This is a genomic window from Pseudomonas sp. H3_C08 (assembly GCF_054669455.1).
The window spans coordinates 4275391-4300316 of record NZ_CP162803.1; the positions used below are offsets into that span (position 1 = coordinate 4275391).

Annotated in this window: 24 protein-coding genes; 9 read left to right on the top strand and 15 right to left on the bottom strand. The window is 58.7% G+C overall.

Annotated features, from left to right (window positions below):
• Positions 1 to 2: 2 nt before the first annotated feature.
• The 4 genes from lspA to murJ all read right to left on the bottom strand — a co-directional run bounded on the left by lspA (position 3) and on the right by murJ (position 5959).
• Positions 3 to 515, bottom strand: a complete 513-nt coding sequence (lspA, locus tag AB4N74_RS19530; protein WP_007909836.1) for a signal peptidase II — start codon at positions 513 to 515, stop codon at positions 3 to 5.
• Entirely contained in the window at positions 508 to 3339 is a 2832-nt protein-coding gene (gene ileS / locus AB4N74_RS19535; RefSeq protein ID WP_257356145.1) for an isoleucine--tRNA ligase, read from the bottom strand. The genes lspA and ileS overlap by 8 nt, the downstream gene beginning before the upstream one ends.
• A 13-nt stretch (positions 3340 to 3352) precedes the next feature.
• Entirely contained in the window at positions 3353 to 4291 is a 939-nt protein-coding gene (gene ribF, locus AB4N74_RS19540; RefSeq protein ID WP_174244482.1) for a bifunctional riboflavin kinase/FAD synthetase, read from the bottom strand.
• 129 nt (positions 4292 to 4420) lie between these two features.
• Complete coding sequence (murJ, locus tag AB4N74_RS19545; protein ID WP_093434803.1) at positions 4421 to 5959, bottom strand: murein biosynthesis integral membrane protein MurJ; 1539 nt, start codon at positions 5957 to 5959, stop codon at positions 4421 to 4423.
• 253 nt (positions 5960 to 6212) lie between these two features.
• Here murJ and rpsT point away from each other — a divergent pair, with 253 nt between their 5' ends.
• Positions 6213 to 6485, top strand: coding sequence for a 30S ribosomal protein S20 (gene rpsT / locus AB4N74_RS19550; protein WP_003228351.1), 273 nt, complete (start codon positions 6213 to 6215; stop codon positions 6483 to 6485).
• 208 nt (positions 6486 to 6693) lie between these two features.
• Here the strand turns inward: rpsT and AB4N74_RS19555 are convergent, their stop codons facing one another.
• From AB4N74_RS19555 to rplU, 5 genes are all read right to left on the bottom strand, one after another.
• On the bottom strand, positions 6694 to 7161 hold the full coding sequence (locus AB4N74_RS19555; RefSeq protein ID WP_007909822.1) for a CreA family protein: 468 nt from the start codon (positions 7159 to 7161) through the stop codon (positions 6694 to 6696).
• Positions 7162 to 7171: 10 nt separating this feature from the next.
• The gene (gene proB, locus AB4N74_RS19560; RefSeq protein WP_042704923.1) at positions 7172 to 8290 is read right to left on the bottom strand and encodes a glutamate 5-kinase; all 1119 of its coding nucleotides are present in this window, start codon (positions 8288 to 8290) and stop codon (positions 7172 to 7174) included.
• A gap of 123 nt (positions 8291 to 8413) precedes the next feature.
• Positions 8414 to 9637 carry an Obg family GTPase CgtA gene (gene cgtA / locus AB4N74_RS19565; protein ID WP_093434800.1) on the bottom strand — a complete coding sequence of 408 codons (1224 nt, stop codon included), beginning with the start codon at positions 9635 to 9637 and terminating at the stop codon, positions 8414 to 8416.
• Positions 9638 to 9830: 193 nt separating this feature from the next.
• Entirely contained in the window at positions 9831 to 10088 is a 258-nt protein-coding gene (rpmA, locus tag AB4N74_RS19570; RefSeq protein ID WP_003176049.1) for a 50S ribosomal protein L27, read from the bottom strand.
• Between the two features lie 34 nt (positions 10089 to 10122).
• Positions 10123 to 10437 (bottom strand): 50S ribosomal protein L21, encoded by a 315-nt coding sequence (gene rplU / locus AB4N74_RS19575; protein WP_003176051.1) that lies wholly within the window; start codon positions 10435 to 10437, stop codon positions 10123 to 10125.
• Between the two features lie 239 nt (positions 10438 to 10676).
• On the opposite strand from rplU, the gene AB4N74_RS19580 reads away from it, so the two are divergent.
• From AB4N74_RS19580 to AB4N74_RS19590, 3 genes are all read left to right on the top strand, one after another.
• Entirely contained in the window at positions 10677 to 11645 is a 969-nt protein-coding gene (locus tag AB4N74_RS19580) for a polyprenyl synthetase family protein (protein ID WP_093434797.1), read from the top strand.
• A gap of 181 nt (positions 11646 to 11826) precedes the next feature.
• A complete protein-coding gene (locus AB4N74_RS19585) occupies positions 11827 to 12168 on the top strand; it encodes a zinc ribbon domain-containing protein YjdM (protein ID WP_016986200.1) in 342 nt (113 codons plus the stop codon).
• Positions 12169 to 12373: 205 nt separating this feature from the next.
• On the top strand, positions 12374 to 12631 hold the full coding sequence (locus AB4N74_RS19590) for a PA4570 family protein (protein WP_034153845.1): 258 nt from the start codon (positions 12374 to 12376) through the stop codon (positions 12629 to 12631).
• Positions 12632 to 12741: 110 nt separating this feature from the next.
• On the opposite strand, the gene AB4N74_RS19595 is transcribed toward AB4N74_RS19590, so the two are convergent.
• From AB4N74_RS19595 to AB4N74_RS19605, 3 genes are all read right to left on the bottom strand, one after another.
• Positions 12742 to 13359 (bottom strand): FKBP-type peptidyl-prolyl cis-trans isomerase, encoded by a 618-nt coding sequence (locus tag AB4N74_RS19595; RefSeq protein WP_008078561.1) that lies wholly within the window; start codon positions 13357 to 13359, stop codon positions 12742 to 12744.
• 121 nt (positions 13360 to 13480) lie between these two features.
• Complete coding sequence (locus AB4N74_RS19600) at positions 13481 to 13786, bottom strand: DUF6482 family protein (protein WP_460096971.1); 306 nt, start codon at positions 13784 to 13786, stop codon at positions 13481 to 13483.
• A gap of 137 nt (positions 13787 to 13923) precedes the next feature.
• Positions 13924 to 14412, bottom strand: a complete 489-nt coding sequence (locus AB4N74_RS19605; RefSeq protein WP_007909801.1) for a TIGR00645 family protein — start codon at positions 14410 to 14412, stop codon at positions 13924 to 13926.
• A gap of 159 nt (positions 14413 to 14571) precedes the next feature.
• On the opposite strand from AB4N74_RS19605, the gene AB4N74_RS19610 reads away from it, so the two are divergent.
• Entirely contained in the window at positions 14572 to 16401 is a 1830-nt protein-coding gene (locus AB4N74_RS19610; RefSeq protein ID WP_460096972.1) for a hypothetical protein, read from the top strand.
• A 36-nt stretch (positions 16402 to 16437) separates the two neighbouring features.
• On the opposite strand, the gene AB4N74_RS19615 is transcribed toward AB4N74_RS19610, so the two are convergent.
• A complete protein-coding gene (locus AB4N74_RS19615; RefSeq protein WP_007909799.1) occupies positions 16438 to 16752 on the bottom strand; it encodes a PA4575 family protein in 315 nt (104 codons plus the stop codon).
• A gap of 325 nt (positions 16753 to 17077) precedes the next feature.
• A complete protein-coding gene (locus AB4N74_RS19620) occupies positions 17078 to 19516 on the bottom strand; it encodes a Lon protease family protein (RefSeq protein ID WP_016986197.1) in 2439 nt (812 codons plus the stop codon).
• Between the two features lie 301 nt (positions 19517 to 19817).
• On the opposite strand from AB4N74_RS19620, the gene AB4N74_RS19625 reads away from it, so the two are divergent.
• The 4 genes from AB4N74_RS19625 (at position 19818) to AB4N74_RS19640 (ending at position 23395) form a co-directional block, all read left to right on the top strand.
• Positions 19818 to 20306 (top strand): DUF3015 domain-containing protein, encoded by a 489-nt coding sequence (locus AB4N74_RS19625; protein ID WP_007909797.1) that lies wholly within the window; start codon positions 19818 to 19820, stop codon positions 20304 to 20306.
• 94 nt (positions 20307 to 20400) lie between these two features.
• A complete protein-coding gene (locus AB4N74_RS19630) occupies positions 20401 to 22254 on the top strand; it encodes an Lnb N-terminal periplasmic domain-containing protein (protein ID WP_099757227.1) in 1854 nt (617 codons plus the stop codon).
• A 219-nt stretch (positions 22255 to 22473) separates the two neighbouring features.
• On the top strand, positions 22474 to 22830 hold the full coding sequence (locus AB4N74_RS19635; protein WP_093434789.1) for a hypothetical protein: 357 nt from the start codon (positions 22474 to 22476) through the stop codon (positions 22828 to 22830).
• A gap of 70 nt (positions 22831 to 22900) precedes the next feature.
• Complete coding sequence (locus AB4N74_RS19640) at positions 22901 to 23395, top strand: GreA/GreB family elongation factor (protein ID WP_460096974.1); 495 nt, start codon at positions 22901 to 22903, stop codon at positions 23393 to 23395.
• On the opposite strand, the gene gdhA is transcribed toward AB4N74_RS19640, so the two are convergent.
• Positions 23392 to 24738 carry an NADP-specific glutamate dehydrogenase gene (gene gdhA / locus AB4N74_RS19645; protein ID WP_460096976.1) on the bottom strand — a complete coding sequence of 449 codons (1347 nt, stop codon included), beginning with the start codon at positions 24736 to 24738 and terminating at the stop codon, positions 23392 to 23394. The two genes, AB4N74_RS19640 and gdhA, sit on opposite strands and share 4 nt — an antisense overlap.
• Positions 24739 to 24926: the final 188 nt, after the last annotated feature.

A 24926-nucleotide genomic window follows, 5' to 3' on the forward strand; every position in this document is an offset into this window, starting at 1 on the left:
GTTCAGTCATGAACGGCTTCTCCGGTCTTTTTACTTTTGAACATATCCAGTGCCAGCATCACCGCACCAACAGTGATGGCGCTGTCGGCGAAGTTGAACGCCGGGAAGTACCAGCGGTTCTGCCAGTGCACCAGAATGAAATCGATCACATGGCCCAAGGCAATGCGGTCATACAGATTGCCCAGCGCGCCACCCAATACCAGCGCCAAAGCGACGGCCAGCCAGGTTTCGTTGCGGCCCAGGCGCTTGAGCCAGACCACCAGCACCGCACTGACCACAATCGCGATCAGGGCGAACAACCAGCGCTGCCAGCCGGAGCTGTCCGCCAGGAAGCTGAACGCCGCGCCGGTGTTGTAAGCCAGGGTCCAGCTGAAGTAATCAGGAATGATCACGATCTGCTGGAACATTTCGAGCTTGCCTTCGAAGTAGAACTTGCTGGCCTGGTCGATGACCAGAACCAGCAAACTCAACCACAGCCAGCTCAACCGTCCAAAACGGCCAACGGCATTAGGCATAGTGACGAACCTCGCCAGCGCCGCTGATGTTGTCGACGCAACGACCGCAGATTTCCGGATGCTCCGGGTTCACACCGACGTCTTCACGGCAGTGCCAGCAACGGGCGCATTTCGGGAAGGCCGATTTGACGATCTTCAGCTTCAGGCCGCTGACTTCAGTCACTACTGCATCGGCCGGAGCCTGTACGAACGGCGCAACGCTGGCTGTCGAAGTGATCAATACAAAGCGCAGTTCGTTGCTCAGCTTGGCCAGATCGGCGCTCAGGGCGTCTTCGGCGTACAGCGTCACTTCGGCTTGCAGGTTGCCACCGACAGCTTTCGCTGCGCGCTGGATTTCCATTTCTTTGTTGACCGCTACTTTGACCGCCATCACGCGTTCCCAGTAGTCGCGGCCCAGTTCAACGTCGGCCGGCAGTTCGGTCAGACCTTCGTACCAGGTGTTGAGCATGACCGATTCGTTACGCTCGCCCGGCAGGTATTCCCACAGTTCGTCGGCGGTGAAGGCGAGGATCGGCGCGATCCAGCGCACCAGCGCTTCGGAGATGTGGAACAGCGCGGTTTGCGCCGAGCGGCGGGCCTTGCTGTTGGCGCCAGTGGTGTACTGACGGTCCTTGATGATGTCGAGGTAGAAACCGCCCAGCTCCTGCACGCAGAAGTTGTGGATCTTCGAGTAAACGTTCCAGAAACGGTATTCGCCGTAGTGCTCTTGCAGCTCACGTTGCAGCAGCAAGGTGCGGTCGACCGCCCAACGATCCAGCGCGAGCATTTCTTCAGCCGGCAGGATGTCGGTAGCCGGGTTGAAACCGCTCAGGTTCGAAAGCAGGAAGCGCGCGGTGTTTCGGATACGACGATAAGCGTCCGCACTGCGTTGCAGGATCTGATCGGAAACCGCCATTTCACCGGAGTAGTCAGTCGAAGCAACCCACAGACGCATGATGTCGGCGCCCAGAGTGTCGTTGACTTTCTGCGGCGCGATCACGTTACCCAGCGACTTGGACATCTTGCGGCCGGCTTCGTCGACGGTGAAACCGTGGGTCAGCAATTCGCGGTACGGCGCGTGGTTGTCGATGGCGCAACCGGTCAGCAGCGACGAGTGGAACCAGCCACGGTGTTGGTCGGAACCTTCCAGGTACAGGTCGGCACGCGGGCCGGTTTCGTGACCCATCGGGTGCGAACCGCGCAGGACGTGCCAGTGCGTGGTGCCCGAATCGAACCAGACGTCGAGGGTGTCGCTGATCTTGTCGTACAGCGGCGCTTCGTCGCCGAGCAACTCGGCAGCGTCCATCTTGAACCAGGCTTCGATACCTTCGACTTCAACGCGCTTGGCCACTTCTTCCATCAGCTCGACGGTGCGTGGGTGCAGTTCGCCGCTTTCCTTGTTGAGGAAGAACGGGATCGGCACGCCCCAGTTGCGCTGACGCGAGATGCACCAGTCCGGACGGTTGGCGATCATCGAGTGCAGACGCGCCTGGCCCCAGGCCGGAACGAATTTGGTGTCTTCGATGGCTTTGAGCGAGCGCACACGCAGGGTGTCACCGCTGGTTGGCTCTTTGTCCATGCCGATGAACCACTGCGCGGTGGCGCGGTAGATCAGCGGGGTCTTGTGGCGCCAGCAGTGCATGTAGCTGTGTTCGATGACGGTGGTGTGCAGCAGCGCACCGACTTCGGTCAGTTTGTCGACGATGGCCGGGTTGGCCTTCCAGATGAACTGGCCGCCGAAGAATTCCAGCGACGGCACGTACACGCCGTTGCTCTGCACCGGGTTGAGGATGTCGTCGTTGACCATGCCATATTTCTTGCAAGTCACGAAGTCGTCCACGCCGTAGGCCGGAGCGGAGTGAACCACGCCGGTGCCAGCACCCAGTTCGACGTAGTCAGCCAGATACACCGGCGACAGACGGTCATAGAACGGATGACGGAAGTTGATCAGTTCCAGCTGTTTACCGGTGGTGGTGGCGATGACCGAGCCTTCGACGCCATAGCGCGTCAGGCAGGCTTCGACCAGCTCTTCAGCCAGTACCAGCAGCTTGTCGCCGATGTCGACCAACGCGTAGTTGAATTCCGGGTGAACGTTGAGCGCCTGGTTGGCCGGGATGGTCCACGGGGTGGTGGTCCAGATCACGATCGAGGCAGGTTTGCCCAGCGACGGCAGACCGAACGCGGCAGCCAGTTGGGCTTCGTCAGCGATCGGGAAGGCGACGTCGATGGTCGAGGACTTTTTGGTCTCGTACTCGACTTCCGCTTCAGCCAGGGCCGAACCGCAGTCGAAGCACCAGTTCACAGGCTTGAGGCCCTTGAACACGAAACCGCCCTTGACGATTTCAGCGAGGGCGCGGATTTCACCGGCCTCGTTCTTGAAATCCATGGTCTTGTACGGGTTGGCCCAATCGCCCAGCACGCCGAGACGGATGAATTCGGACTTCTGCCCTTCGATCTGCTCGGTGGCGTAGGCACGGCACAGTTCGCGAGTCTTGTCCGCGCCCAGATTCTTGCCGTGGGTCACTTCAACCTTGTGCTCGATCGGCAGGCCGTGGCAGTCCCAACCCGGAACGTACGGCGCGTCGAAGCCCGACAGGGTCTTCGAGCGGATGATCATGTCCTTGAGAATCTTGTTCAGTGCGTGACCGATGTGGATCGTGCCGTTGGCATACGGAGGACCGTCGTGCAGAACGAACTTCGGACGATCCTTGCCAATCTCGCGCAACTTTCCGTACAGGCCAATACTGTCCCAGCGCTGCAGGATCTGCGGTTCGCGCTGTGGCAGGCCGGCCTTCATTGGGAAGGCGGTGTCCGGAAGGTTAAGCGTGGCTTTATAGTCGGTCATTTAAGGCTCTTCATTAGCGATGGGCGCTAGGTGCGGCTAGTGCACGGGCGGTGGCGACATCCGCATTGATCGCCGTTTTCAATGCCTCCAGGGAGGCGAAGCGCTGCTCTTCACGCAGCTTTTGGTGGAAAACCACCGTCAAACGCCGGTCATACAGATCGCCGGCAAAATCTAGAAGATGGACTTCAAGGTGGGCCTTGCCATCACCTTGTACCGTGGGTCGTACGCCGATATTGGCGACACCGGGCCAGGTCTTGCCGTCGATATCGACATTCACCAGGTACACACCTGTGAACGGCACGCGACGACGTTTGAGTTGAATGTTGGCAGTGGGCGTACCCAGTTGCCGGGCCAGTTTCTGGCCATGCAGCACGCGACCGGCAATGCGGTACGGGCGACCGAGCAAACGTTCGGCCAGGGCAAAATCGGCGGCAGCCAATGCATTACGCACCTGCGTACTGCTGACGCGAATGCCGTCCAGCTCGACGGTTTGCGCGGCTTCGACGGTAAAACCGTGCATCTGCCCGGCCTGCAGCAGGAAGTCGAAATCGCCGAGGCGGTCGCAACCGAAGCGGAAGTCGTCACCGACTTCCAGATGCTGCACGCCGAGACCATCAACGAGGATGGTGTCGACGAACTCGCTGGCGCTGAGCTTGCTCAAGCGCTGGTTGAACGCCAGGCACAACACCCGGTCGACGCCTTCGGCAGCCAGCAATTGCAGCTTGTCGCGCAAGCGGGCCAGACGCGCCGGCGCGGTCTCGGGGGCAAAGAATTCCCGTGGCTGCGGCTCGAAAATCACCACGCAGCTGGGTACGCCCAACTCGAGCGCACGCTCACGCAGTCGGGCCAGGATAGCCTGGTGACCACGGTGAACACCGTCAAAGTTGCCAATAGTGGCGACGCAGCCCCGATGCTGGGGGCGCAAGTTGTGGAGGCCTCGAACCAGCTGCATAACGCGCTTCTTGCTCATAAAGTGGTCGATTATAACCACACCCGACGGTCGACGACAGGCAACACCGTAACGCAAAGTGAACGAGCCGACAAAACTGCCGGCCCGCGCCTGTTTATAAAGGGTAAAACCTTAACTCAAGGCCTTGCGATTGAAGTCGCGCAAACGGAAACCAAGCAGCAGCAACATACCGAAATAGGCGACCACGCCCGCCGCGACCAATGCGCCCAGACGCAGGAAGCGCTCAAGCATGTGCCCTTGGTCCCACGCCGGCATGAAATGCATGCCAACCAGTAACACCGCCGACATCACCGCCACCGCGACCACAAGCTTGAAGGCGAACTTGGCCCAACCCGGTTGCGGCTGATACATCTGCTGCTTGCGCAGTTGATAGAACAGCAACCCGGCATTCAGGCAGGCACCGGCGCTGATCGCCAAGGCCAGACCGGCATGAGCCAGCGGGCCGATCAACATCAAGTTGAACAACTGCGTGCACACCAGAGTGAATATTGCGATTTTCACCGGGGTACGGATGTTCTGCTGCGCATAGAAGCCCGGCGCCAACACTTTGATCACGATAATCCCGAGCAGACCGACAGAATAAGCAATCAGCGCACGCTGAGTCATTTCAGCGTCGAAACCACTGAACTGACCGTACTGGAACAGCGAAACGGTCAGCGGCTCAGCAAGAATCCCCAGCGCCAGCGAGCAAGGCAGCACCAACACGAAGCACAGACGCAGGCCCCAATCGAGAATCCGCGAATATTCGTGGCGATCCTTGCTCGCGTAGGTTTTTGCCAGCGTCGGCAGCAAAATTGTCCCCAATGCCACGCCAAGCACACCGGATGGCAATTCCATCAAGCGGTCGGCGTAATACATCCACGACACCGAACCCGCGACCAGAAATGAGGCGAAAATCGTGTTGATGATCAGCGAAATCTGGCTGACCGAGACACCGAGAATCGCCGGCAGCATCTGCTTCATCACGCGCCAGACACCGGTATCACGCAGATTCAGACGCGGCAGCACCAGCATGCCGATCTTTTTCAGGTGCGGCAGTTGATAGAGCAACTGCGCCAGACCGCCGACCAAGACCGCCCAACCCAATGCCATGACCGGCGGATCGAAGTACGGCGTGAGGAACAGCGAAAACACAATCATGCTGACGTTGAGCAACGTTGGCACAAAGGCCGGCACTGAGAAACGGTTCCAGGTATTGAGGATCGCCCCGGCCAGCGATGACAGGGATATCAGCAATATATACGGGAAGGTCACCCGCAACAGATCGGAGGTGAGCTGGAATTTTTCCGGCGTATCGGTAAAACCGGGCGCGGTGGCCCAGATCACCCAAGGCGCGGCGATCATGCCCAGCGCAGTGACAACCGCCAGCACCAACGTCAGCAAGCCCGATACGTAGGCAATGAACGTGCGCGTCGCCTCTTCGCCCTGCTGGCTTTTGTATTCGGCCAGAATCGGCACGAATGCCTGCGAGAAAGCGCCCTCGGCGAAGATCCGCCGCAGCAGATTGGGCAGTTTGAAGGCAATAAAGAAGGCATCCGTCGCCATCCCGGCGCCGAATGTACGGGCAATCAGCGTGTCACGAACAAAGCCCAGAATCCGGGAAAGCATCGTGATAGAGCTGACGGCGGCCAACGATTTGAGCAGATTCATTGAGGGAATTTGTGCCTGTCGATAAACAGCAGGCGAACAAAGCGCCTACTTGTGCGATACTCCGCGCCGCAGCAGCACAGAGCCAAAGCTCGCGAGTTTACAGGTCAAGCGCCGGAAATAAATATCCCGCCTCTTTATACCTACCACTTAGCGGAACGTTTCAAGTGCCCTTGACAAGACTTCAACTCATCGGCATGATTCGCGGCCTATTTTGTTTGCTATTTCCTAAAAAGTCTTTCGAGGAGCCTCGACGGTGGCCAACTCACCTTCCGCCAAAAAACGTGCAAAACAGGCTGAGAAGCGTCGCAGCCACAACGCCAGCCTGCGTTCCATGGTTCGCACCTACATCAAGAATGTAGTTAAAGCCATCGACGCAAAAGACGCTGAAAAAGCTCAAGCTGCATACGTTCTGGCTGTGCCAGTTATCGACCGTATGGCCGATAAAGGCATCATCCACAAGAACAAGGCTGCTCGCCATAAGAGCCGCCTGAATGGCCACGTCAAAGCGCTGAAAGAAGCTGCTTAATCCGACGTAGTCATTAAAAAACCGACCTTAGGGTCGGTTTTTTATTGCCTGTGATTTAGCAAATCCAGCGCAAAAAAAATGTAGGAGTGAGCCTGCTCCGGGCGGCGTTCCGACGATGGCGGTTAGTCAGATGTACATTTGCTGACTAACACAGCTATCGTCGGAACGCCGCCCGGAGCAGGCTCACTCCTACAGTGGTTTTGCGGTGTTATTGCTGGACGGGTACCCACGGCAGGATCGGGATCGCGGTCACGGCATTCTGCGGACTGCCTTCGATCAAGCGATCGCTGTAGACCAGATACACCAGCGTATTGCGCTTCTTGTCCAGGAATCGCACCACCTGCATGGTCTTGAATACCAGCGAAGTGCGCTCCTTGAACACCTCATCGCCATCCTTCAGATCACCTTTGAACTTGATCGGGCCGACCTGACGGCAAGCGATCGACGCTTCTGCGCGATCTTCAGCCAGACCCAGACCACCCTTCACACCGCCCGTCTTGGCGCGCGACAGGTAGCAGGTCACCCCCTCAACTTTCGGATCATCGAAAGCCTCGACCACAATGCGGTCGTTCGGACCGACAAACTTGAACACCGTCGACACCTGACCGATTTCCTCGGCCGAGGCCAGCAATGGCATAGCCATCAGCAAGCCCAACAATCCTTTCGCTAAACGCATCGAATTTTCCTTAGACCAGAATCAGGTTGTCACGGTGAACCAGTTCAGGCTCCGCCATGTAACCAAGCAAACCGACAATCGCATCCGACGACTGACCGATGATTTTTTGTGCTTCCAGCGCACTGTAGTTGGCCAGGCCACGAGCAATCTCACGACCATCGGGCGCCACGCAGACGACCATCTCGCCGCGACGGAAACTGCCCTGCACCAACTTCACACCTACCGGCAGCAAACTTTTATTGCCCTTGGACAACGCCGACACCGCCCCCTCGTCCAACACCAACGTGCCGCGAGTCTGCAGATGTCCGGCCAGCCATTGCTTGCGCGCCGCGAGCATGCCGCGCTCAGGCGACAGCAACGTACCGATGCGCTCACCCGCCTTCAGGCGATCAAGCACGCGCTCAAGACGCCCGCCAACGATAATAGTGTGCGCACCGGAACGCGCAGCCAGTCGCGCCGCTCGCAACTTGGTCTGCATACCGCCACGCCCCAGCGCACCGCCCGTACCACCCGCTACCGCATCGAGACTCGGATCATCGGCGCGCGCTTCGTAAATCAGCTGCGCCTCGGGATTATTGCGCGGATCGGCGTCAAACATGCCATCGCGGTCGGTCAGGATCACCAGCAGATCCGCCTCGACGAGGTTGGCCACCAGCGCCGCGAGCGTGTCGTTGTCGCCGAAACGGATTTCGTCGGTGACCACGGTGTCGTTTTCGTTGATCACCGGGATGACTTTCAGCTCGACCAATGCGCGCAAAGTGCTGCGGGCGTTGAGGTAGCGCTTGCGGTCGGACAAATCGTCGTGAGTCAGGAGAATCTGCGCAGTATGCCGGCCATGCTCGGCGAAGCTCGATTCCCACGCCTGCACCAAGCCCATCTGACCAATTGCCGCAGCCGCCTGGAGCTCATGCATCGCACTGGGTCGTGCGGTCCAGCCCAAACGGCTCATGCCGGCCGCTACCGCCCCAGAGGACACCAGCACCAACTCGACGCCAGCCTCATGCAAGGCCACCATCTGCTCCACCCAGACACTCATTGCCGCGCGATCCAGCCCTTTGCCATCAGCTGTCAGCAAAGCGCTGCCGATCTTCACGACCCAACGCTGCGCACCTGTCACCTTGCTCCGCATCATCTTCAACCTTAGCTTGAGGGCAACGCGACCCAGCGCCGCCCATGACGTTATTTGTGACTTGCGATTTCCAGATACTAAAACGCCGCTCGATTGAGCGGCGCTTAAGTTTACTGCAACGAATCAGTCACGCACGTAAATGATTTCCGGACCGTCTTCGTCATCCACATCTTCTTCGTCCCAATCATCGTCGCCGATGTCATGGACCGACTTCACGCCGCTGCGACGCAGGGCACGCTTGTCATCCAGCGCCTGCAGTTGCGCGCGCGCTTCGTCTTCGATGCGCTGATCGAGATCGGCCAGCTCTTCCTTGTAAGCCGGGTCATTGGCCAAGCGATCGGCACGATCTTCCATGTAACGCATGATGTCGTGACACAGACGCTCGGTACCGATCTTGGCGATCGCCGAGATCACATAGACCGGACCGGTCCACTCGAGGCGATCAACGATTTCCTTGACGCGCTCTTCGTGCTCTTCTTCAAGGATCTGGTCGCACTTGTTCAGCACCAGCCAGCGATCACGCTCGGCCAGGGACGGGCTGAACTTGATCAGTTCGTTGACGATCACTTCAGCGGCATCCGGTGCGCTGGAATCATCCAGCGGCGCCATATCGACGAGGTGCAGCAACAGACGCGTACGCGCCAAGTGCTTGAGGAAGCGAATGCCCAGACCAGCACCGTCGGAAGCGCCTTCGATCAGACCCGGAATATCGGCAATGACGAAACTCTTCCAGCGATCGACACTGACCACACCCAGGTTCGGCACCAGCGTAGTGAACGGGTAGTCGGCGACTTTCGGCTTGGCCGCAGAAACGGAACGGATAAAGGTACTTTTACCGGCGTTCGGCAAGCCCAGCAGACCGACGTCAGCCAGTACTTTCATTTCCAGTTTCAGGTCGCGCTGCTCACCCGGCTTACCCGGCGTGGTCTGACGCGGCGCCCGGTTGGTACTGGATTTGAAACGGGTGTTACCCAGACCGTGCCAACCACCCTGCACTACCATCAGTTTTTGGCCAGCCTTGGTCAGGTCGCCAATCACTTCCTGAGTAGCAGAGTCGATCACCGTGGTGCCGACCGGCACGCGCAGGATCAGGTCTTCGCCCTTCTTGCCGGTGCAGTCGGTGCTGCCGCCATTGGAGCCACGCTCGGCATCGAAGTGCCGGGTGTAACGGTAGTCGACCAGGGTGTTGAGGTTTTCGTCAGCCATCATGTAGATGGAACCGCCGTCACCGCCATCACCGCCGTTCGGGCCACCGTTTTCGATGAATTTTTCCCGACGGAAACTCATGGCGCCATTGCCGCCGTCACCAGCCTTTACGCGAATCGATACTTCATCAACAAACTTCATAACCAACGCCTCTCGCCGTACGGACGAGCCGAAAAACAATCAAGACATAAGACTCTTGCAAAAATGAGCGCAGCGACCCCAAAACACGACCTGCATCGCACGCCGACAGCCCATACAAACAGTTTTGCAAGAGACTCACCCCACAAACGAAAAAGCCCCGTCGCGAGACAGGGCTTTTCCAGCGATCGCGCAATTAAGCTGCGACAACGCTCACGTAACGGCGGTTGAACGCGCCTTTTACTTCAAACTTGATCACGCCTTCGATTTTCGCGAAGAGGGTGTGATCCTTACCCATGCCAACGCCGTAGCCAGCGTGGAATTGGGTGCCGCGCTGACGCACGATGATGTTGCCCGGAATGATTTTCTGGCCGCCATACATCTTAACGCCAAGGCGTTTGGCTTCTGAGTCGCGACCGTTACGGGTACTACCACCAGCTTTTTTGTGTGCCATGAGTCAATTCTCCTAGTGAGGAATTAGGCTGAAATTAAGCCTGAATACCGGTGATTTTGATCTCGGTGTACCACTGGCGGTGGCCCATACGCTTCATGTGGTGCTTACGGCGACGGAACTTGATGATGCGGACTTTATCGTGACGACCTTGGGAGATCACTTCAGCCACAACGGTAGCGCCAGCAACAACTGGAGCGCCGATATTCACGTCGTCGCCATTGGCAACCAACAGAACGCGATCAAAGGTAACGGATTCGCCGGTAGCGATTTCCAGTTTTTCGATCTTCAGGTATTCACCCGGGGCGACTTTGTACTGCTTGCCGCCAGTAACGATTACTGCATAAGACATGGTATTTCTCCGATAATCCTGCTCACCCAGCTCTTTATAAGAAGAGGTATTGGCTGGCATGGCTGCATAAGGCTGGAAGGCCCGTTGCAATTGCGTAAGGCAGGTGCTGCCCAGGAAGTTCAGGGTGCGCGATTGTACGCAAGGTGCCGCAGGCTTGCAAGTAGCCGTCTATCGCGCCTTGACAGGTCTGGATGGGGGTCCTAGCATGCCGCGCAACCCTTCTGGAGCGACTCTCGCTGATGCAACCCCAAGCTTTCTACCGCGCGGTGGCGGACGATTTTAGCGCCGTCGACGGCATCATCAAGAAGCAGCTGACTTCCCGAGTACCGCTGGTATCGAAAATCGGCGATTACATTACCTCGGCCGGCGGCAAACGTCTGCGTCCTTTATTAGTGTTGCTGTGTGGCAAGGCCCTGGGTCGCGAAGGCGACGACATGCGCCTTTTGGCCGCCACCATCGAATTCCTGCACACCGCCACCCTGCTGCATGACGACGTGGTCGACATGTCCGGCATGCGCCGTGGCCGTTCTACCGCCAACGCCATGTGGGGCAACGCCCCGAGCGTGCTGGTCGGCGATTTCCTGTACTCGCGCTCGTTCGAAATGATGGTCGAACTGGGCTCGATGCCGGTGATGAAGATCCTGTCCCAGGCCACGCGCATCATCGCTGAAGGCGAAGTACTACAACTGTCCAAGGTGCGCGACGCCAGCACCACTGAAGAAACCTATATGGAAGTCATCCGCGGCAAGACCGCGATGCTCTTCGAAGCTTCGACCCACAGCGCCGCTGCATTGGCCGGTGCTACCGCTGAGCAGAGCGAAGCCCTGCGCACCTTCGGTGATCACCTCGGCGTGGCGTTCCAACTGGTCGACGACCTGCTCGACTACAAGGGCGACGCCGAAACCCTGGGCAAGAACGTCGGTGACGATCTGGCCGAAGGCAAGCCGACCCTGCCGCTGATCTACACCATGCGTGAAGGTACGGCTGAACAGGCTGCACTGGTGCGTCAGGCGATCCAGAAAGGCGGGATCGAAGACCTGGAAAGCATCCGCATTGCCGTGGAAGCCTCCGGTTCGCTTGAGTACACCGCGCAACTGGCCCGCGATTACGTGGCCCGTGCGATCAAGTGCCTCGATGCCCTGCCGGCCAGCGAATACCGCGATGCGCTGGTTGAACTGAGCGAGTTTGCGGTCGCCCGTACGCACTGATACAGCCCACTGTGGGAGCGAGCCTGCTTGCGAAAGCAATCTGCCAATCGACATCAATGTTGACTGACACACCGCTTTCGCGAGCAGGCTCGCTCCCACAGTTGTTTCTGCGCTATGCCCTACCTCCCGTAAAACCCTATACAATGTGCGACTTTTAGCGATCCATACCCAAGGAGCCTTAGTGAGCACGTTGCCACCCTGCCCGAAATGCAATTCCGAATACACCTACGAAGACGGTACCCAGCTGGTGTGCCCGGAGTGCGCCCACGAGTGGTCCGCCAGCGGCGAAGCCGAAGTGGCGTCTGATGATGCCGTGAAGAAAGACTCGGTCGGCAACGTCCTGCAGGACGGCGACACCATCACCGTGATCAAGGATCTGAAGGTCAAGGGCACTTCGCTGGTGGTCAAGGTCGGCACCAAGGTCAAGAACATCCGTCTGTGCGATGGCGACCACGATATCGACTGCAAGATCGACGGTATCGGCCCGATGAAACTCAAATCCGAGTTCGTCAGAAAGGTCTGATTCCGTTGTCATCCATCCCGCGCCAGGCGTGGGATGGAGCTTCGCCCTCCCCGCTCTACCCCAGCAAAACCGCGCAATAGCCAAACGCCAGCCGTTTTGACCTTACGCAATCTTTACCCGGAAAATTTTAGAATCCGCCAATAGACGCTTGCTATTTGACGAATAAGAATTATTCTCATTGAAACCCTTCAAGGAGATGAGAACCATGACTTATTTGATCGACGCGTGGCTGGATCGCCCACACCCTTACCTCAGAATCCTCCATCGGGAGACCGGTGAAGTCTGTGCGGTGCTTGAGGAAGAAGCCCTGCATGAGTTGCAAGACCAAGGGGATCTGGACGTCAGCAGTCTCAATTCCAGCGAACCATTGGTGCTCAAGGAGCTGGTGCGCAATCTGTTTCTGTTCTGCTATGCCCGGGCGTTGCGCCCGACCAGTGAACTGCATCACAAGATAGAACTATGAGCAGTAATACAAAACCTGTGGGAGCGAGCCTGCTCGCGAAGGCTTCAACTCGAATCTCAGTTTAGATCCAGTCGCCTGCATTCGCGAGCAAGCTCGCTCCCACAAAGGTCTTACAGAACGTCCAGCAGCTCGACGTCGAATACCAGAACGCTGTGCGGCGGGATGCTGCCAACGCCTTGAGCGCCGTAAGCCAGTTCGCTCGGCACGTACAGACGCCATTTGCTGCCGGCATTCATCAGTTGCAGGGCTTCGGTCCAGCCAGCGATCACGCCGCCAACCGGGAATTCTGCAGGCTGGCCACGCTCGTAGGAGCTGTCGAACACAGTGCCGTCGATCAGTGTGCCGTGGTAGTGAGTACGGACCTGGTCTTCACGGGTAGGCTTGGCGCCTTCGCCCTGAGTCAGCACTTCGAATTGCAGGCCGGAAGCCAGGGTGGTGATGCCGTCACGCTTGGCGTTTTCAGCCAGGAAAGCCAGGCCTTCGCCAGCAGCGGCTTCAGCTTTGGCAGCGGCTTCGGCTTGCATGATTTCGCGGATAACCTTGAAGCTGGCGGACATTTCTTCCTGACCCACACGGCTTTCCTTGCCGGCGAAAGCGTCGGTCAGACCGGCCAGGATCGCGTCCAGGCTAACGCCCGGTGGCGGGTTGTCGCGCAGCTGGTCGCCCAGTTGACGGCCGATGCCGTAGCTGACGCGGGTTTCGTCGGTGGACAGATTTACTTCGGACATGACACTGCTCCGCTGTGCGGACGGCCACAAGACTTGCCGTGCGAGCACAGCGCGTCCCGGCGCGCCCGGAACCAAAAGGGCGAGCAGACTAGCACAGATGCCCGGCGATGGGGCGCAAGGCCTACAGGGCTGAACGCCAGGCGAGCGGCACCCTCAGGCATTCATCGATACTGCCGCCCAGGCCGCACATTTCGTCATGCACCGAGGTGTGTACAAGATTGAAGGGCAGCACCGGAAACGCATGCAGCAGATCCCGCGCATGCTCCACTGATCGCAGGGTCAGCATCTTGCCTTTGGGATCACTCAACGGATATGCCGTCCCGTGCATCCGCGCTTCGAGCAGATAAATCCCGCCCTCCATGGAGATCAGGTTCAACTCATCGACCTTCCTGGCGATGGCAAACGCATTCAGCTCTTGCAGGTTCATGAACGCACCTCACAAAGTGGCGAGTCAGGACCTCTACAGGGATATGCTTGCGCGCACCAAAGCACAAGCCACAAACGACACCGCCCGTCTGTTTCGCAACAGACGGGCGGTGTTTTTTTGCAGCGATCAACGGTTGATCAGTGCTTGGTGACTTTGTCCAGGTAACCCATGGCGAACGCCGAAACGACGAAGGTCATGTGGATGATCACGTACCACATCAAATGCTCGGGATCGACGTTCTTGGCGTCCATGAAGATGCGCAGCAAGTGGATCGATGAAATCGCCACGATCGAAGCCGCCACTTTCATCTTCAACGACGAAGAGTCCATGGTGCCGAGCCAGCTGAGTTTTTCCTTGCCTTCGTCGATGTTCAGTTCAGAGACGAAGTTCTCGTAGCCGGAAATCATCACCATCACCAGCAGGCCGCCGACCAGTGCCATGTCGATCAGCGACAGCAGCACCAGAATCAGTTCCGACTCGGCCATCGAAAAAACGTTGGGCAGGATGTGGAACACTTCCTGGAAAAACTTCAGTGCCAGCGCCAGCAACCCGAGCGAGAGCCCGATATAGATTGGCGCCAGCAGCCAGCGCGAGGCGTACATTGCATTTTCGATAAAGCGTTCCATTGAATCTCACACAAGGGGGTGGAAATGGCGGCGAGTATACCAGCCCCCTGTGACAGCCAGAAACTGCCCGAAAATCCGCCACCTGCGCGTGTGGATGAATTTTTTCTGCTAGTGTCGAAACCATTGACAGCCCAGTGACTGCAGACAGGACGTGTGGAAATGGATGTGCGATTACCGATAACGACGGCCGGAATTTGCCTTGCTCTGTTGATCAGCGGTTGCTCGCCCGGCGACGAAAAACACGCCACCAGCCTTGAAGAAAAAACCGCAAAGTTCGAACAATCGCTGGACGCCATCACCGACACCAAACTCAAGGACGCCATCACCGAACTCGGCGGCTCACTGCTGCTGCTCGAACGCGCGCAACTCAAGCTCAACGACAATCCGCCGCGCACCGAATACGGTGAAGACGCACTCGCCGTGCTCAAGCACTATCCTGCCCCGCAGGCGCTGGTCGATACGTTTATCAACGGCCTGTTCGTGCTGCACAAGGATGCCAGCTCCGATTACCTCACCGATCTGCAACCGGTGTTCCCGTTCAACCTGAACATTCCCGGCGGCTTCTTGTTTCCACACGGTGTGGAATGGCAGTCGGTGACGTTGAGCAACAAACGCGTGATCGCCTATCAGCCGGAATGGTCGGAAACCGATCCGGGCATTCAGCTCAGCCCCTCCAGCTCCAACGTCACCAACCCCGATGACCTGACCGTGACCTACCCGTTCATTGACGGACTGGACGTGGACAAGAAGTCCCTGCCGCAACCGGTCAGCCTGCAAGGCCAGATCGAAGTCATCGCACCGCGCCGCTTGTACAGCTTCGACCTGACGCAAAAAGACGTCGGCCAGACCCGCAGTAACGACAACCTCAGCGTCAAACTGCTGAAGCTCGAGAACAACTACGCCGAAGTGGAATTCAGCAACAATTTGCCACTGGCTGCGGAAGTCGCAGAGACGCAGCTCAATCCGCTGATCGTCCAGGCCCGCGACAAGACCGGGCAATACCTGATACGCGCCGGCTCGATCAACGAGAGCCCGGAGCAAGTCGCGTTCTACGAAAAACAACTGGCCTACCTGCAACAGCAGAAGGGCTGGAGCGATGCGCTGGAGAAGCAACTCACCGAAGAGCAGCAGGCATTCGAGGACAAGCACCCGCGTCGCTATAACAAGGTCTATTTCAATGGCCCGATCGACACTCTGGAAGTCAGCGTACTCGACTTCTCCTCGGCGACGGTGACGCGCAAATCGCTGGATCTGCCGATTCGCACGTTCAATCAACACACGACGCAGAAGGCCATTCAACCGCTGGATCTGCCAGTGACGGTCTACGACGATCTGGCAGCCAACTGGCTCAAGGGTGCGAGCCTGACCGAAGAGCAACTGAAGGCAGGCATTCGCATTCATCAATACGTTGAAGAACCGAGCGCTGCACGCATCGAGTTTTCCCATCGCCGTACGTTCAACGATGAACTGCTGGGCGATGACTTCAGCCCGGGGGTCAGCCCTGTCACGTTCTTTACCGAAAAACGCAGTGGCAAACTCGATGAACCGATCGAACTGCCGCCCGAGGCATACCAGGTCGATCCGCTGCGCGCGACGATCACTTACGACCTGAACCTGTTCCCGGAAACCCCAGCGATCGCCGTCGGTTCAATGCCGCTGTTTCTCGCGACTGTGGCCAAGCAGGCATACGACGCCAAGTCCTTGCCCAAAGGTCTGGAGATCAAGAACAACCTGCTGGTGGTGGACCTGAAATTGTTTCCGCCCAACGAATGGCGTTTCTTCGTCAAAGACGACAGCGGCAACTACCTCAAGCAGATTCTTTCTGTCAGCCACGATGCGAGCGCAGAAGGCCCGGCGCTGTTCGGCGTGCACTATTTTTATGGCCGCCCGACGCACGTAGAAACCTATCAGCGCACCGACCTCGCCACTGTGCAATACGGCTTTGAGGTCAAACTCGACCGGGCGCAGGTGCCTGAGGCTGCCCACTGAAGAGCCAGATCAAAAGATCGCAACCTGCGGCAGCGCCTACAGGGCGCGGCCACGGCCACCGTTGATCTGCCGCAACTGGGCTTGCAGGTGCAGGCTCCAGATCTGCGGATCATCGGCCAGTTCATAGCCGTGCAAGGTCAGGCTTTCAACGATGGTGTCGAGTATCGATTCGGCGGCGACCGGCCCATGAAACGGGCCCTGAGCTTTGATGGCGGAAGGTTGTTCACCGGCCATGCCGGCCGCGAAGAGCAGCGTCCACATGCCGTTATCGCCGGCCAACGGCTTGATGGCGCATTCGATACGGGTCACCAGACCCAGGCATTGACGGGTGAGACAGAGGTTGCGCGACATGGCGGCGACCCTCGGTGAAGCCGGTATTCAGCCCTCACGGGAGGACTGGCTCGATCCAGTGATACTGTCGATATCCTTGAGCTGAGAATAGAAGAAAAGTCCGCTGCGCAAGCCGAATGAGACCAGAAGGCGCCGAATGGTCATTGTGTGAATATTGGCGTCAGAGTTGTGGCATATCTCCCGAAGATCTCCACAAAAATCAATCTGGAAAAACAACTGTGGGAGCGAGCTTGCTCGCGAATACGGAGTGTCAGGCAACTGATTCGTCGACTGATACGCCGCTTTCGCGAGCAAGCTCGCTCCCACAGGGTTCGCTTTAAGACTGTTAAGCCGGTTTGGCCTCGGCCAGCGCTTCTTGGGCCAACTCCTTCTCGGCTTCCTTGAGGTCTTCTTCGCTGATCATTTCGGCGATGTCGCGCAAGCGCTCGACCACCCGTGCGTTGATGCTGCCTTCCGGGAATTCGCCGTCGGCATTCGGTTCACCGGCCGGTTCGCCCACCAACAGACTCAACGCCTCGTCGGCCTGACGCACCGCGTACACGTGGAACTGCCCGGCACGCACCGCCGCCAACACTTTCTCATCAAGCATCAGCGTGGCCACGTTGGCCTGTGGAATGATTGCGCCCTGCTCGCCAGTCAGCCCGCGCGCTTCGCAGAGTCGGAAGAAGCCTTCGATCTTCTCGTTGACCCCGCCCACCGCCTGCACTTCGCCGAACTGGTTGATCGAACCAGTGATCGCAAAGCACTGCTTGAGCGGGGTTTTCGACAGCGCCGAAATCAGCGTGCACGCCTCGCCCAGCGACGCACTGTCGCCATCGACGTAACCGTACGACTGCTCCAGCGCGATGCTCGCGGAAATCGCCAGCGGGAATTCCTGGGCGTAACGGCTGCCCAGATACCCGGTGAGGATCATCACACCTTTGGAGTGAATCGGCTGGCCGAGGTTGACCTCACGCTCGATGTCGACAATGCCGCTGCCACCCGGATACACCGTGGCAGAGATCCGCGCCGGCACACCGAACGCCGAGTCGCCGACTTCTAGCACGGTCAGACCGTTGCACTTGCCGACAGCGGCGCCATCGGTGTCGATCAGGATGATCCCGGCAAGCATGTCGTCGAGAATCCGCGCCGACACACGACCGGTGCGCGTGGCCTTGGCTTTCAAGGCACGTTCGATATGCCCGGCATCGGTCATTTCATCGCCGGCCAGGTGACGGATGAAATCCGCTTCGCTGACCAGTTGGAACAGATCGCCAATACGCGCCGACAAACGCCCTTGGTGCTCGGCCAAACGTGCGCTGTAAGTCGCCAGGCGCGCTACCGCATCGGCAGTCAGCGGCGCCATGCCTTCTTCCGAAGTCCGGGTTTTCAACAACTGGGCAAATTGCTCCAGGCTCTCGTCGACCATCGGGATGTCTTCGTCGAAATCCACGAGGACGCGGAACATCTCCTGGAAGTCCGGATCGAGGTCTTGCAGCGTGTAGTACAGCGACCGCGCACCGATGATGATGACTTTGACCTGCAACGGAATGTGCTGCGGGTTGAGCGTCACGGTGGCGAAACGGCCCATCTCGCCCAGCGGCGATTCCATTTTCAGCTTGCGCGATTGCAGGGCGCGTTTCAGCGCATCCCACACAAACGGCTCGCTGAGCATTTTTTCCGCTTCAAGAATCAGGAAACCGCCGTTGGCGCGGTGCAAGGCACCCGGACGCAACTGGCGATAAGTGGTGTAAAGCGCACCCTGATCGGTGGTGTATTCGATGCGACCGAAGAGGTTTTCGTACGTCGGGTGCGGCTCGAAAACGACTGGCGCACCGCCGCTGAGCGGATGACCGACCACCAGGCTCGGTGCGTATTGTTCTTCCAGCAGTTTGCGCGCGACGGCGTCGGTCTTGCTGTCGTCGACCAGTTGCTCGACCACGGTTTTCAGCAGATAGACCTGCATGGCTTGCAGGTAACCGCAGACCGCAGCGTTCTCGGCGTACTTCTCCGACAACGGCGACAGTAGCGGCTGCAAGGCCAAGGTGATGGTTTCTTCGTTGAGCGAGCGCAGTTGGTTGTTCGACTCACGCTTCCACTGCGGCAGACTGGCGAGCTCTTCGTTCAGGCGCTCTTCGAGGCCGGAAATGTCGTCGTGAAAACGCTCACGATCAGCTTCCGGCAACTGGGCAAATTCCGCTTCGTCCAGTGCTTTGCCGTCGAGCATCGGCGTGAAGGCGATGTTGCTGCTGTCGCGATACAGGGCAACGTCTTTTTCCAGGGCCAGGCGCTCGATGATGTCGAGGGCTTTGTCGTAGCGCTGGTTGAATGCACGGTCGATGGCACTTTTCTTTTGCTGATAGGACGGGTGCTCGAACACCGCTGGAAACGTCGCCAGCAAGTTGTCGATCAAACCGTTGATGTCACCGATAAACGCGCCGGCAGTGCCCGAAGGCAGTTCCAGCGCACGCGGCTCGCGCGGCTCATCGAAGTTATTGACGTAGACCCAGTCCGCCGGGGTCTGCAGGCGCTTGCCTTCGGCCTTCAGGTAGCGTTTGACGAACGAGAAACGACCAGTGCCGGGCTCGCCCATGACGAATACGTTGTAACCGGGGCGTGGCATGGCCACACCGAACTGCAAGGCTTCGACCGCGCGTTCCTGGCCGAGCACACCGCGAAAGGGCTCCAGATCATTGGTGGTAGTGAAGCTGAACTGTTCAGCGGAAAACGGACGGGTCAGCGCTTCGGGCGCGAGACGCAAGCTGGCAGCAACAGGATCAGGCATCGGGCTTCCTTAACAATCAGGCGGGGCAGATAGCGGCATTCTGGCGCTGCCCGTGCCCCACTGGCAAGGCGCGCCACACTACAAAGCATAGACAACCGGCCAAGCCTGCGGCCCGCCCCCTGAAACCGGGGTTTATTCCAAATATTTTGCAAAAAACCACGGAACCCCTGGAACGTGCCTAAACTCCAAACTGCGCGGCTGGAACTAATACCGGCCCACTGGCTTCGTTTGGCTCTGTCTCATACAGAGCTTGGGGGGCCAGAACCCTGTCCATTGGTATGCACACAAAGAGAAAAAAGCTATGAAACGGATTCTTCTCGGTACTCTCTTCACCGCTGTATCCATCAACGCAATGGCGCAAGCTCCAGGCGGCCCGGATTGCGGTTGGGGCAACATGCTGTTCGAAGGTCAGCGTGGCACCCCGGCGCACTTCCTCGCTTCCACCACCAACGGCACTTCCGGTAACGCCACCTTCGGTATGACTTCCGGCACCAACGGTTGCTCGACCAACGCATCGCTGACCTACGGCGGCAAATCCTGGTTTGCCATGAATGGCATGATGAACGAGCTGTCCGAAGACATGGCCAAAGGCAACGGCGAAGCGCTGACGACTTATGCCGTGGTACTGGGCGTGGCGCCGGAAGACCGTGCGCACTTCGCGGCTGTGACTCACGAGCACTTCCAGCAGATCTTCAGCAAGGCTGACGTGACCGCTGAAGACGTGCATACCAACACCCTGGCCGTACTGAAATCGGATCCTCGTCTGGCCAAGTACGCAACTCAGGCTTAAGCTCGACCTCGCCCGCTTCCTTCGGGAAGCGGGTTTTGTTTTTTCGGCCCGCCCTCCTTGGGTCTTTATTTCTTTCCTGTTCAAGTTGCCGACTATGCTCAAACGCCTTGCCTGGCTGGCGCTCTGTGTCTGCGCCCCGCTGTCCGCCGCGCCCCACATCGACCCTCAACGTTTGCAGCAACTGGCCAACGACCGCTTCTGGATTTCCCTCGGTCACTACGAAACCGCCAAGCTTGGCGGCTGGCGCAGCTATGTCAGCGACAAGAAATTCTTTCTCGCGCCCGATGGCAATGAGCATCCCGACCACGAACTGGCGGCCACCGTGCAAGCGCTGTACGCCCCGGCCAGTCTTGGCGAGCAACATGCGCAATGTGTTTATCCGGCGCGCACTCGCTGGCTGAAGGCGCAACTCAATCTCAGCGATCTGCCGACACCGGCATGCGCCGAATACAAAAAGTGGTTCAAGGACGTCTCGCCGCACAGCGCGGTGATGATCTTCCCGGCGGCTTATTTGAACAGTCCGTCATCGATGTTCGGCCACACCCTGCTGCGCATCGATCAAGCCGATGTGCAGGCCGACAAGACCTCGCTGCTCAGTTACGCGATCAACTTCGGTGCCTACATCGAAGGTTCGGACAACAGCATTCTGTATGCCTGGAAAGGTTTGATGGGCGGCTATCCCGGGTTGTTCGCGCTGGTGCCCTATCAGGAAAAACTCTCGGAATACCGCAGCCTGGAAAACCGCGATCTGTGGGAATACCGATTGAATCTGACCCAGGAAGAAACCGCGCGCATGGTCGAGCATGTGTGGGAGTTGAAGCAGATCCAGTTCGACTATTTCTTCTTCGACGAAAACTGCTCGTATCGTCTGCTTGAGTTGCTGCAGGTGGCGCGGCCGAGCCTGCGCCTGACCGAACAATTCCCGTTGACCGCAATTCCCACCGACACCGTCAAAGCGGTGAAGGAAGCCGGGCTGGTGGAAAGTATCGAATACCGCCCGTCCCGCGAGCGCGAATTGCTCAGCCGTGCCGAGCCTTTGAACAGTGACGAACAGCAATGGGTGCTGAACGTCAGCGCCGATCAACAGCAGTTGCAGGATCCGGCGTTCAAAGCCCTGCCCCGCGACCGTCAAGCGTTGATCATCGACGCGGCATATCGTCTGGAGCGCTACCGCGCCAACGGCCAGGAACGCGATCCACAACGGGCACAGCGCAGCTTTGAACTGCTGCGGGCGATCAACAAGAACCCCGCCCCCGAACTGGACATCCCACAACCGGGCTTGCCCGAAGACGGCCACGAATCGCGCACCTGGCAGGCCGGTCTCGGCACCCGTGGCGACCGTGCGTTCGGTGAGTACGGCTTGCGCATGGCGTATCACGATCTCAACGACAACGCCGAGAGCTTCCCGCTCGGCGCGCAGATCGAGATCCTGCAGATGAAACTGCGTCAGTACGAAGGCAATCACTGGCAGTTCCAGCAGCTGGATCTGGCGACCATTCGTTCGCTGACGCCACGTAATGAGCTGTTGCAACCGCTGTCGTGGCAAGTCACTGGTGGTCTTGAGCGCGTACCGGGCAAGCACGATGACGAGACGCTGGTCAGCCACGTGAATGGTGGCGGTGGCGGCACTTGGGCGTTGGGTGATGACGTATTGGGTTTTGCCCTCGGCACCGTGCGCGTCGAGCACAACAATGACTTCGCCGAATTCGTCTCCCCGGCCGGCGGTTTCAATACCGGCGTGCTGTGGAAAAACCCGCTGGGCAATCTCAGCCTCGAAGCCAAAGGTGATTACTTTTTCAATGGCGAAGTGCGCCGCAGCCTCAGCCTGAATCAGCAGTGGGAGTTGTCGCGCAACCTCGGTTTACGCCTGAGTGCGCAGCGTGAGTTCAGCCATCTCGCCACCCCGGAAACGGAAGTCATGCTTGAAGTGAAGTGGTATCACTACTGATCCCGAACACAGCACAAAACCAATGTGGGAGCGAGCTTGCTCGCGAAAGCGGTGGGTCAGTCGATATCAGAGTTGCCTGACACGAAGCCTTCGCGAGCAAGCTCGCTCCCACAGGGGATTTGTGGTGTTAATGGATTTTTCACGGCGCTTCGACAGCCGCCTCATGAATCAGCTTCTAGACTTTCCCCATAGGCCGGAGAACTGGCGCGGGAGAGTGCGATGTGGCGGTGTGCGGGTTTGCTGGGTGTTGTGCTGTTACTGGGCGGTTGCCAGACCACCCATGAAGATCTGATCGCCAAGGGTTATCCACCGGCCTTCGCCGACGGTTTCGATGATGGCTGTGTCAGCGGTCGTCAGGCGGCGGGTTCGATCAGCGGCGAGTTTCGCAAGAACGTGCCGCGCTATCTGAAGGACAAGCAATACGCCGAAGGCTGGACCGACGGCTTCCGCCAGTGTCAGGCAATGCTGGAAAACAAGGACCGCGAACAGTATCGCAATGAACATTGGGACGAACGCGAGCGCGCCTGGCAGCAACAGAAAGATCAGGACGCCGGGCGGGCCTATCGCTCGCAATAGGTCGTTTCCAGACATCCAGTGAAACGAAATGCCTGCGAGCATGGCCCAAACCTCATACGAGGAGGACACCATGAGTCGCGCATTCGTCAACGAAGACAACGCCGCCGCGCAAGCCGATCAGCCGGTCGAACGGCAGGTCAGCACGCAGCCCAACTACGTCACTGCTCAAGGGCTCGCGCAGCTGCAGGAGAAAGTCGCCGAACTGCAAACCTTGCATGCCGAACAATCGGCCAAAGGAGAGCAGGCTGACAAGCAGCGTCTGGCGGATCTGGAAAGGGATTTGCGGTATTTCAATCAACGCCTGAGCGGCGCACAAGTCGCGGTTGCCGCGACCTCCACCGACAAAGTGCAGATCGGCAGTTGGGTGACCTACGCCGACGAACACGACACCGAACGCCGGGTGCAACTGGTCGGCGAGGATCAGGCCGATGCCAGCAAAGGCCTGATCAATTGGGGCTCACCGCTGGGCCGGGCGCTGCTCGGCGCGCAGCTCAATGACGAGGTGCTGTGGCAGCGCCCCGCCGGCGATCAAGTGATTGAAGTGATCCGCATCGAACCGGCTTAAACCACGCCCTGCGCGAGCATTGCGTCGGCGACTTTGACGAAGCCGGCGATGTTCGCGCCTTTGACGTAGTTGATCCGCCCGCTCTCTTCGCCGTAATGCACGCAAGCGTGGTGGATCGACTGCATGATCGCGTGCAGCTTGCTGTCCACCTCACCTGCCGTCCACAGCAAGCGCATGGCGTTCTGTGACATCTCCAGGCCACTCACCGCCACACCGCCGGCGTTGGATGCCTTGCCCGGAGCGAAGAGAATGCCGGCCTCTATAAAGATATCCACAGCCTCGAGCGTGGTCGGCATGTTCGCGCCCTCAGCTACGCACACGCAGCCATTGCGCAGCAGTGTGCGCGCGGCTTCGGCGTCGAGTTCGTTCTGCGTAGCGCACGGCAGCGCGATATCGCACGGCAACGACCACGGCAACTGACCGGCGCGGAATTCCAGGCCGAACGCTGCCGCCAGTTCGCTGATGCGTCCGCGTTTGACATTTTTCAGTTCCAGCAGTGCCAGCCACTGCTCTTCGCTCAGCCCGGCTTCGCAATACAACGTGCCTTCGGAGTCGGACAGGGAAATCACCTTGCCGCCCAGGTCCATCACCTTGCGCGCCGCGTATTGCGCGACGTTGCCGGAACCGGAGATCGCCACACGCTTGCCTTCGACGGTCTGCCCGCGACGCTTGAGCATTTCTTCAGCGAAATATACGCAGCCGAAACCGGTGGCTTCCGGACGAATCAGGCTGCCGCCGTAGGTCATGCCTTTGCCGGTCAGCACACTGGTGAACTGGTTGCTCAGGCGCTTGTACTGGCCAAACAGGAAACCGATCTCGCGCGCACCGACGCCGATGTCACCGGCCGGCACGTCAACGTCGGCGCCGATGTGGCGGTACAACTCGCTCATGAACGCCTGGCAGAAACGCATGACTTCAGCGTCGCTCTTGCCCTTCGGATCGAAGTCGGAGCCGCCCTTGCCGCCGCCCATTGGCAGCGAGGTCAGGGAGTTTTTGAAGGTCTGTTCAAAGGCGAGGAATTTCAGCACGCCCATGTTCACCGACGGATGGAAACGCAGGCCACCCTTGTACGGGCCGATGGCGCTGTTCATCTGGATGCGGAACCCGCGATTGACCCGGACTTTGCCCTGATCGTCGACCCACGACACGCGAAACATCACCGCGCGCTCCGGCTCGCAGATGCGCTCCAGAATCCCCGCGGTCAGGTAATGCGGATTGGCTTCGAGAAACGGCCACAAACTGCGCAGGACTTCTTCGACGGCCTGGTGGAATTCGGGTTGATCCGGGTCGCGTTTTTTCAGGCGAGCGAGGAAGGATTCGACGGATTCGACGGATTCGATCATGGGAAAAGTCTCGGCAAATTTATTGTCGTTGGAGGAGATTGGGCCGGACTGTAACAAACGAAATGCGCACAGGAACAGAGCAAAATGTCGCAGTTATGAAATTAAATGGTGCACAGGATATAAATCAAGCCGGTTTTTTGACCTGCTTTGCACGCTAATGGTGAGATTAGATTCACGTCATGCACCAA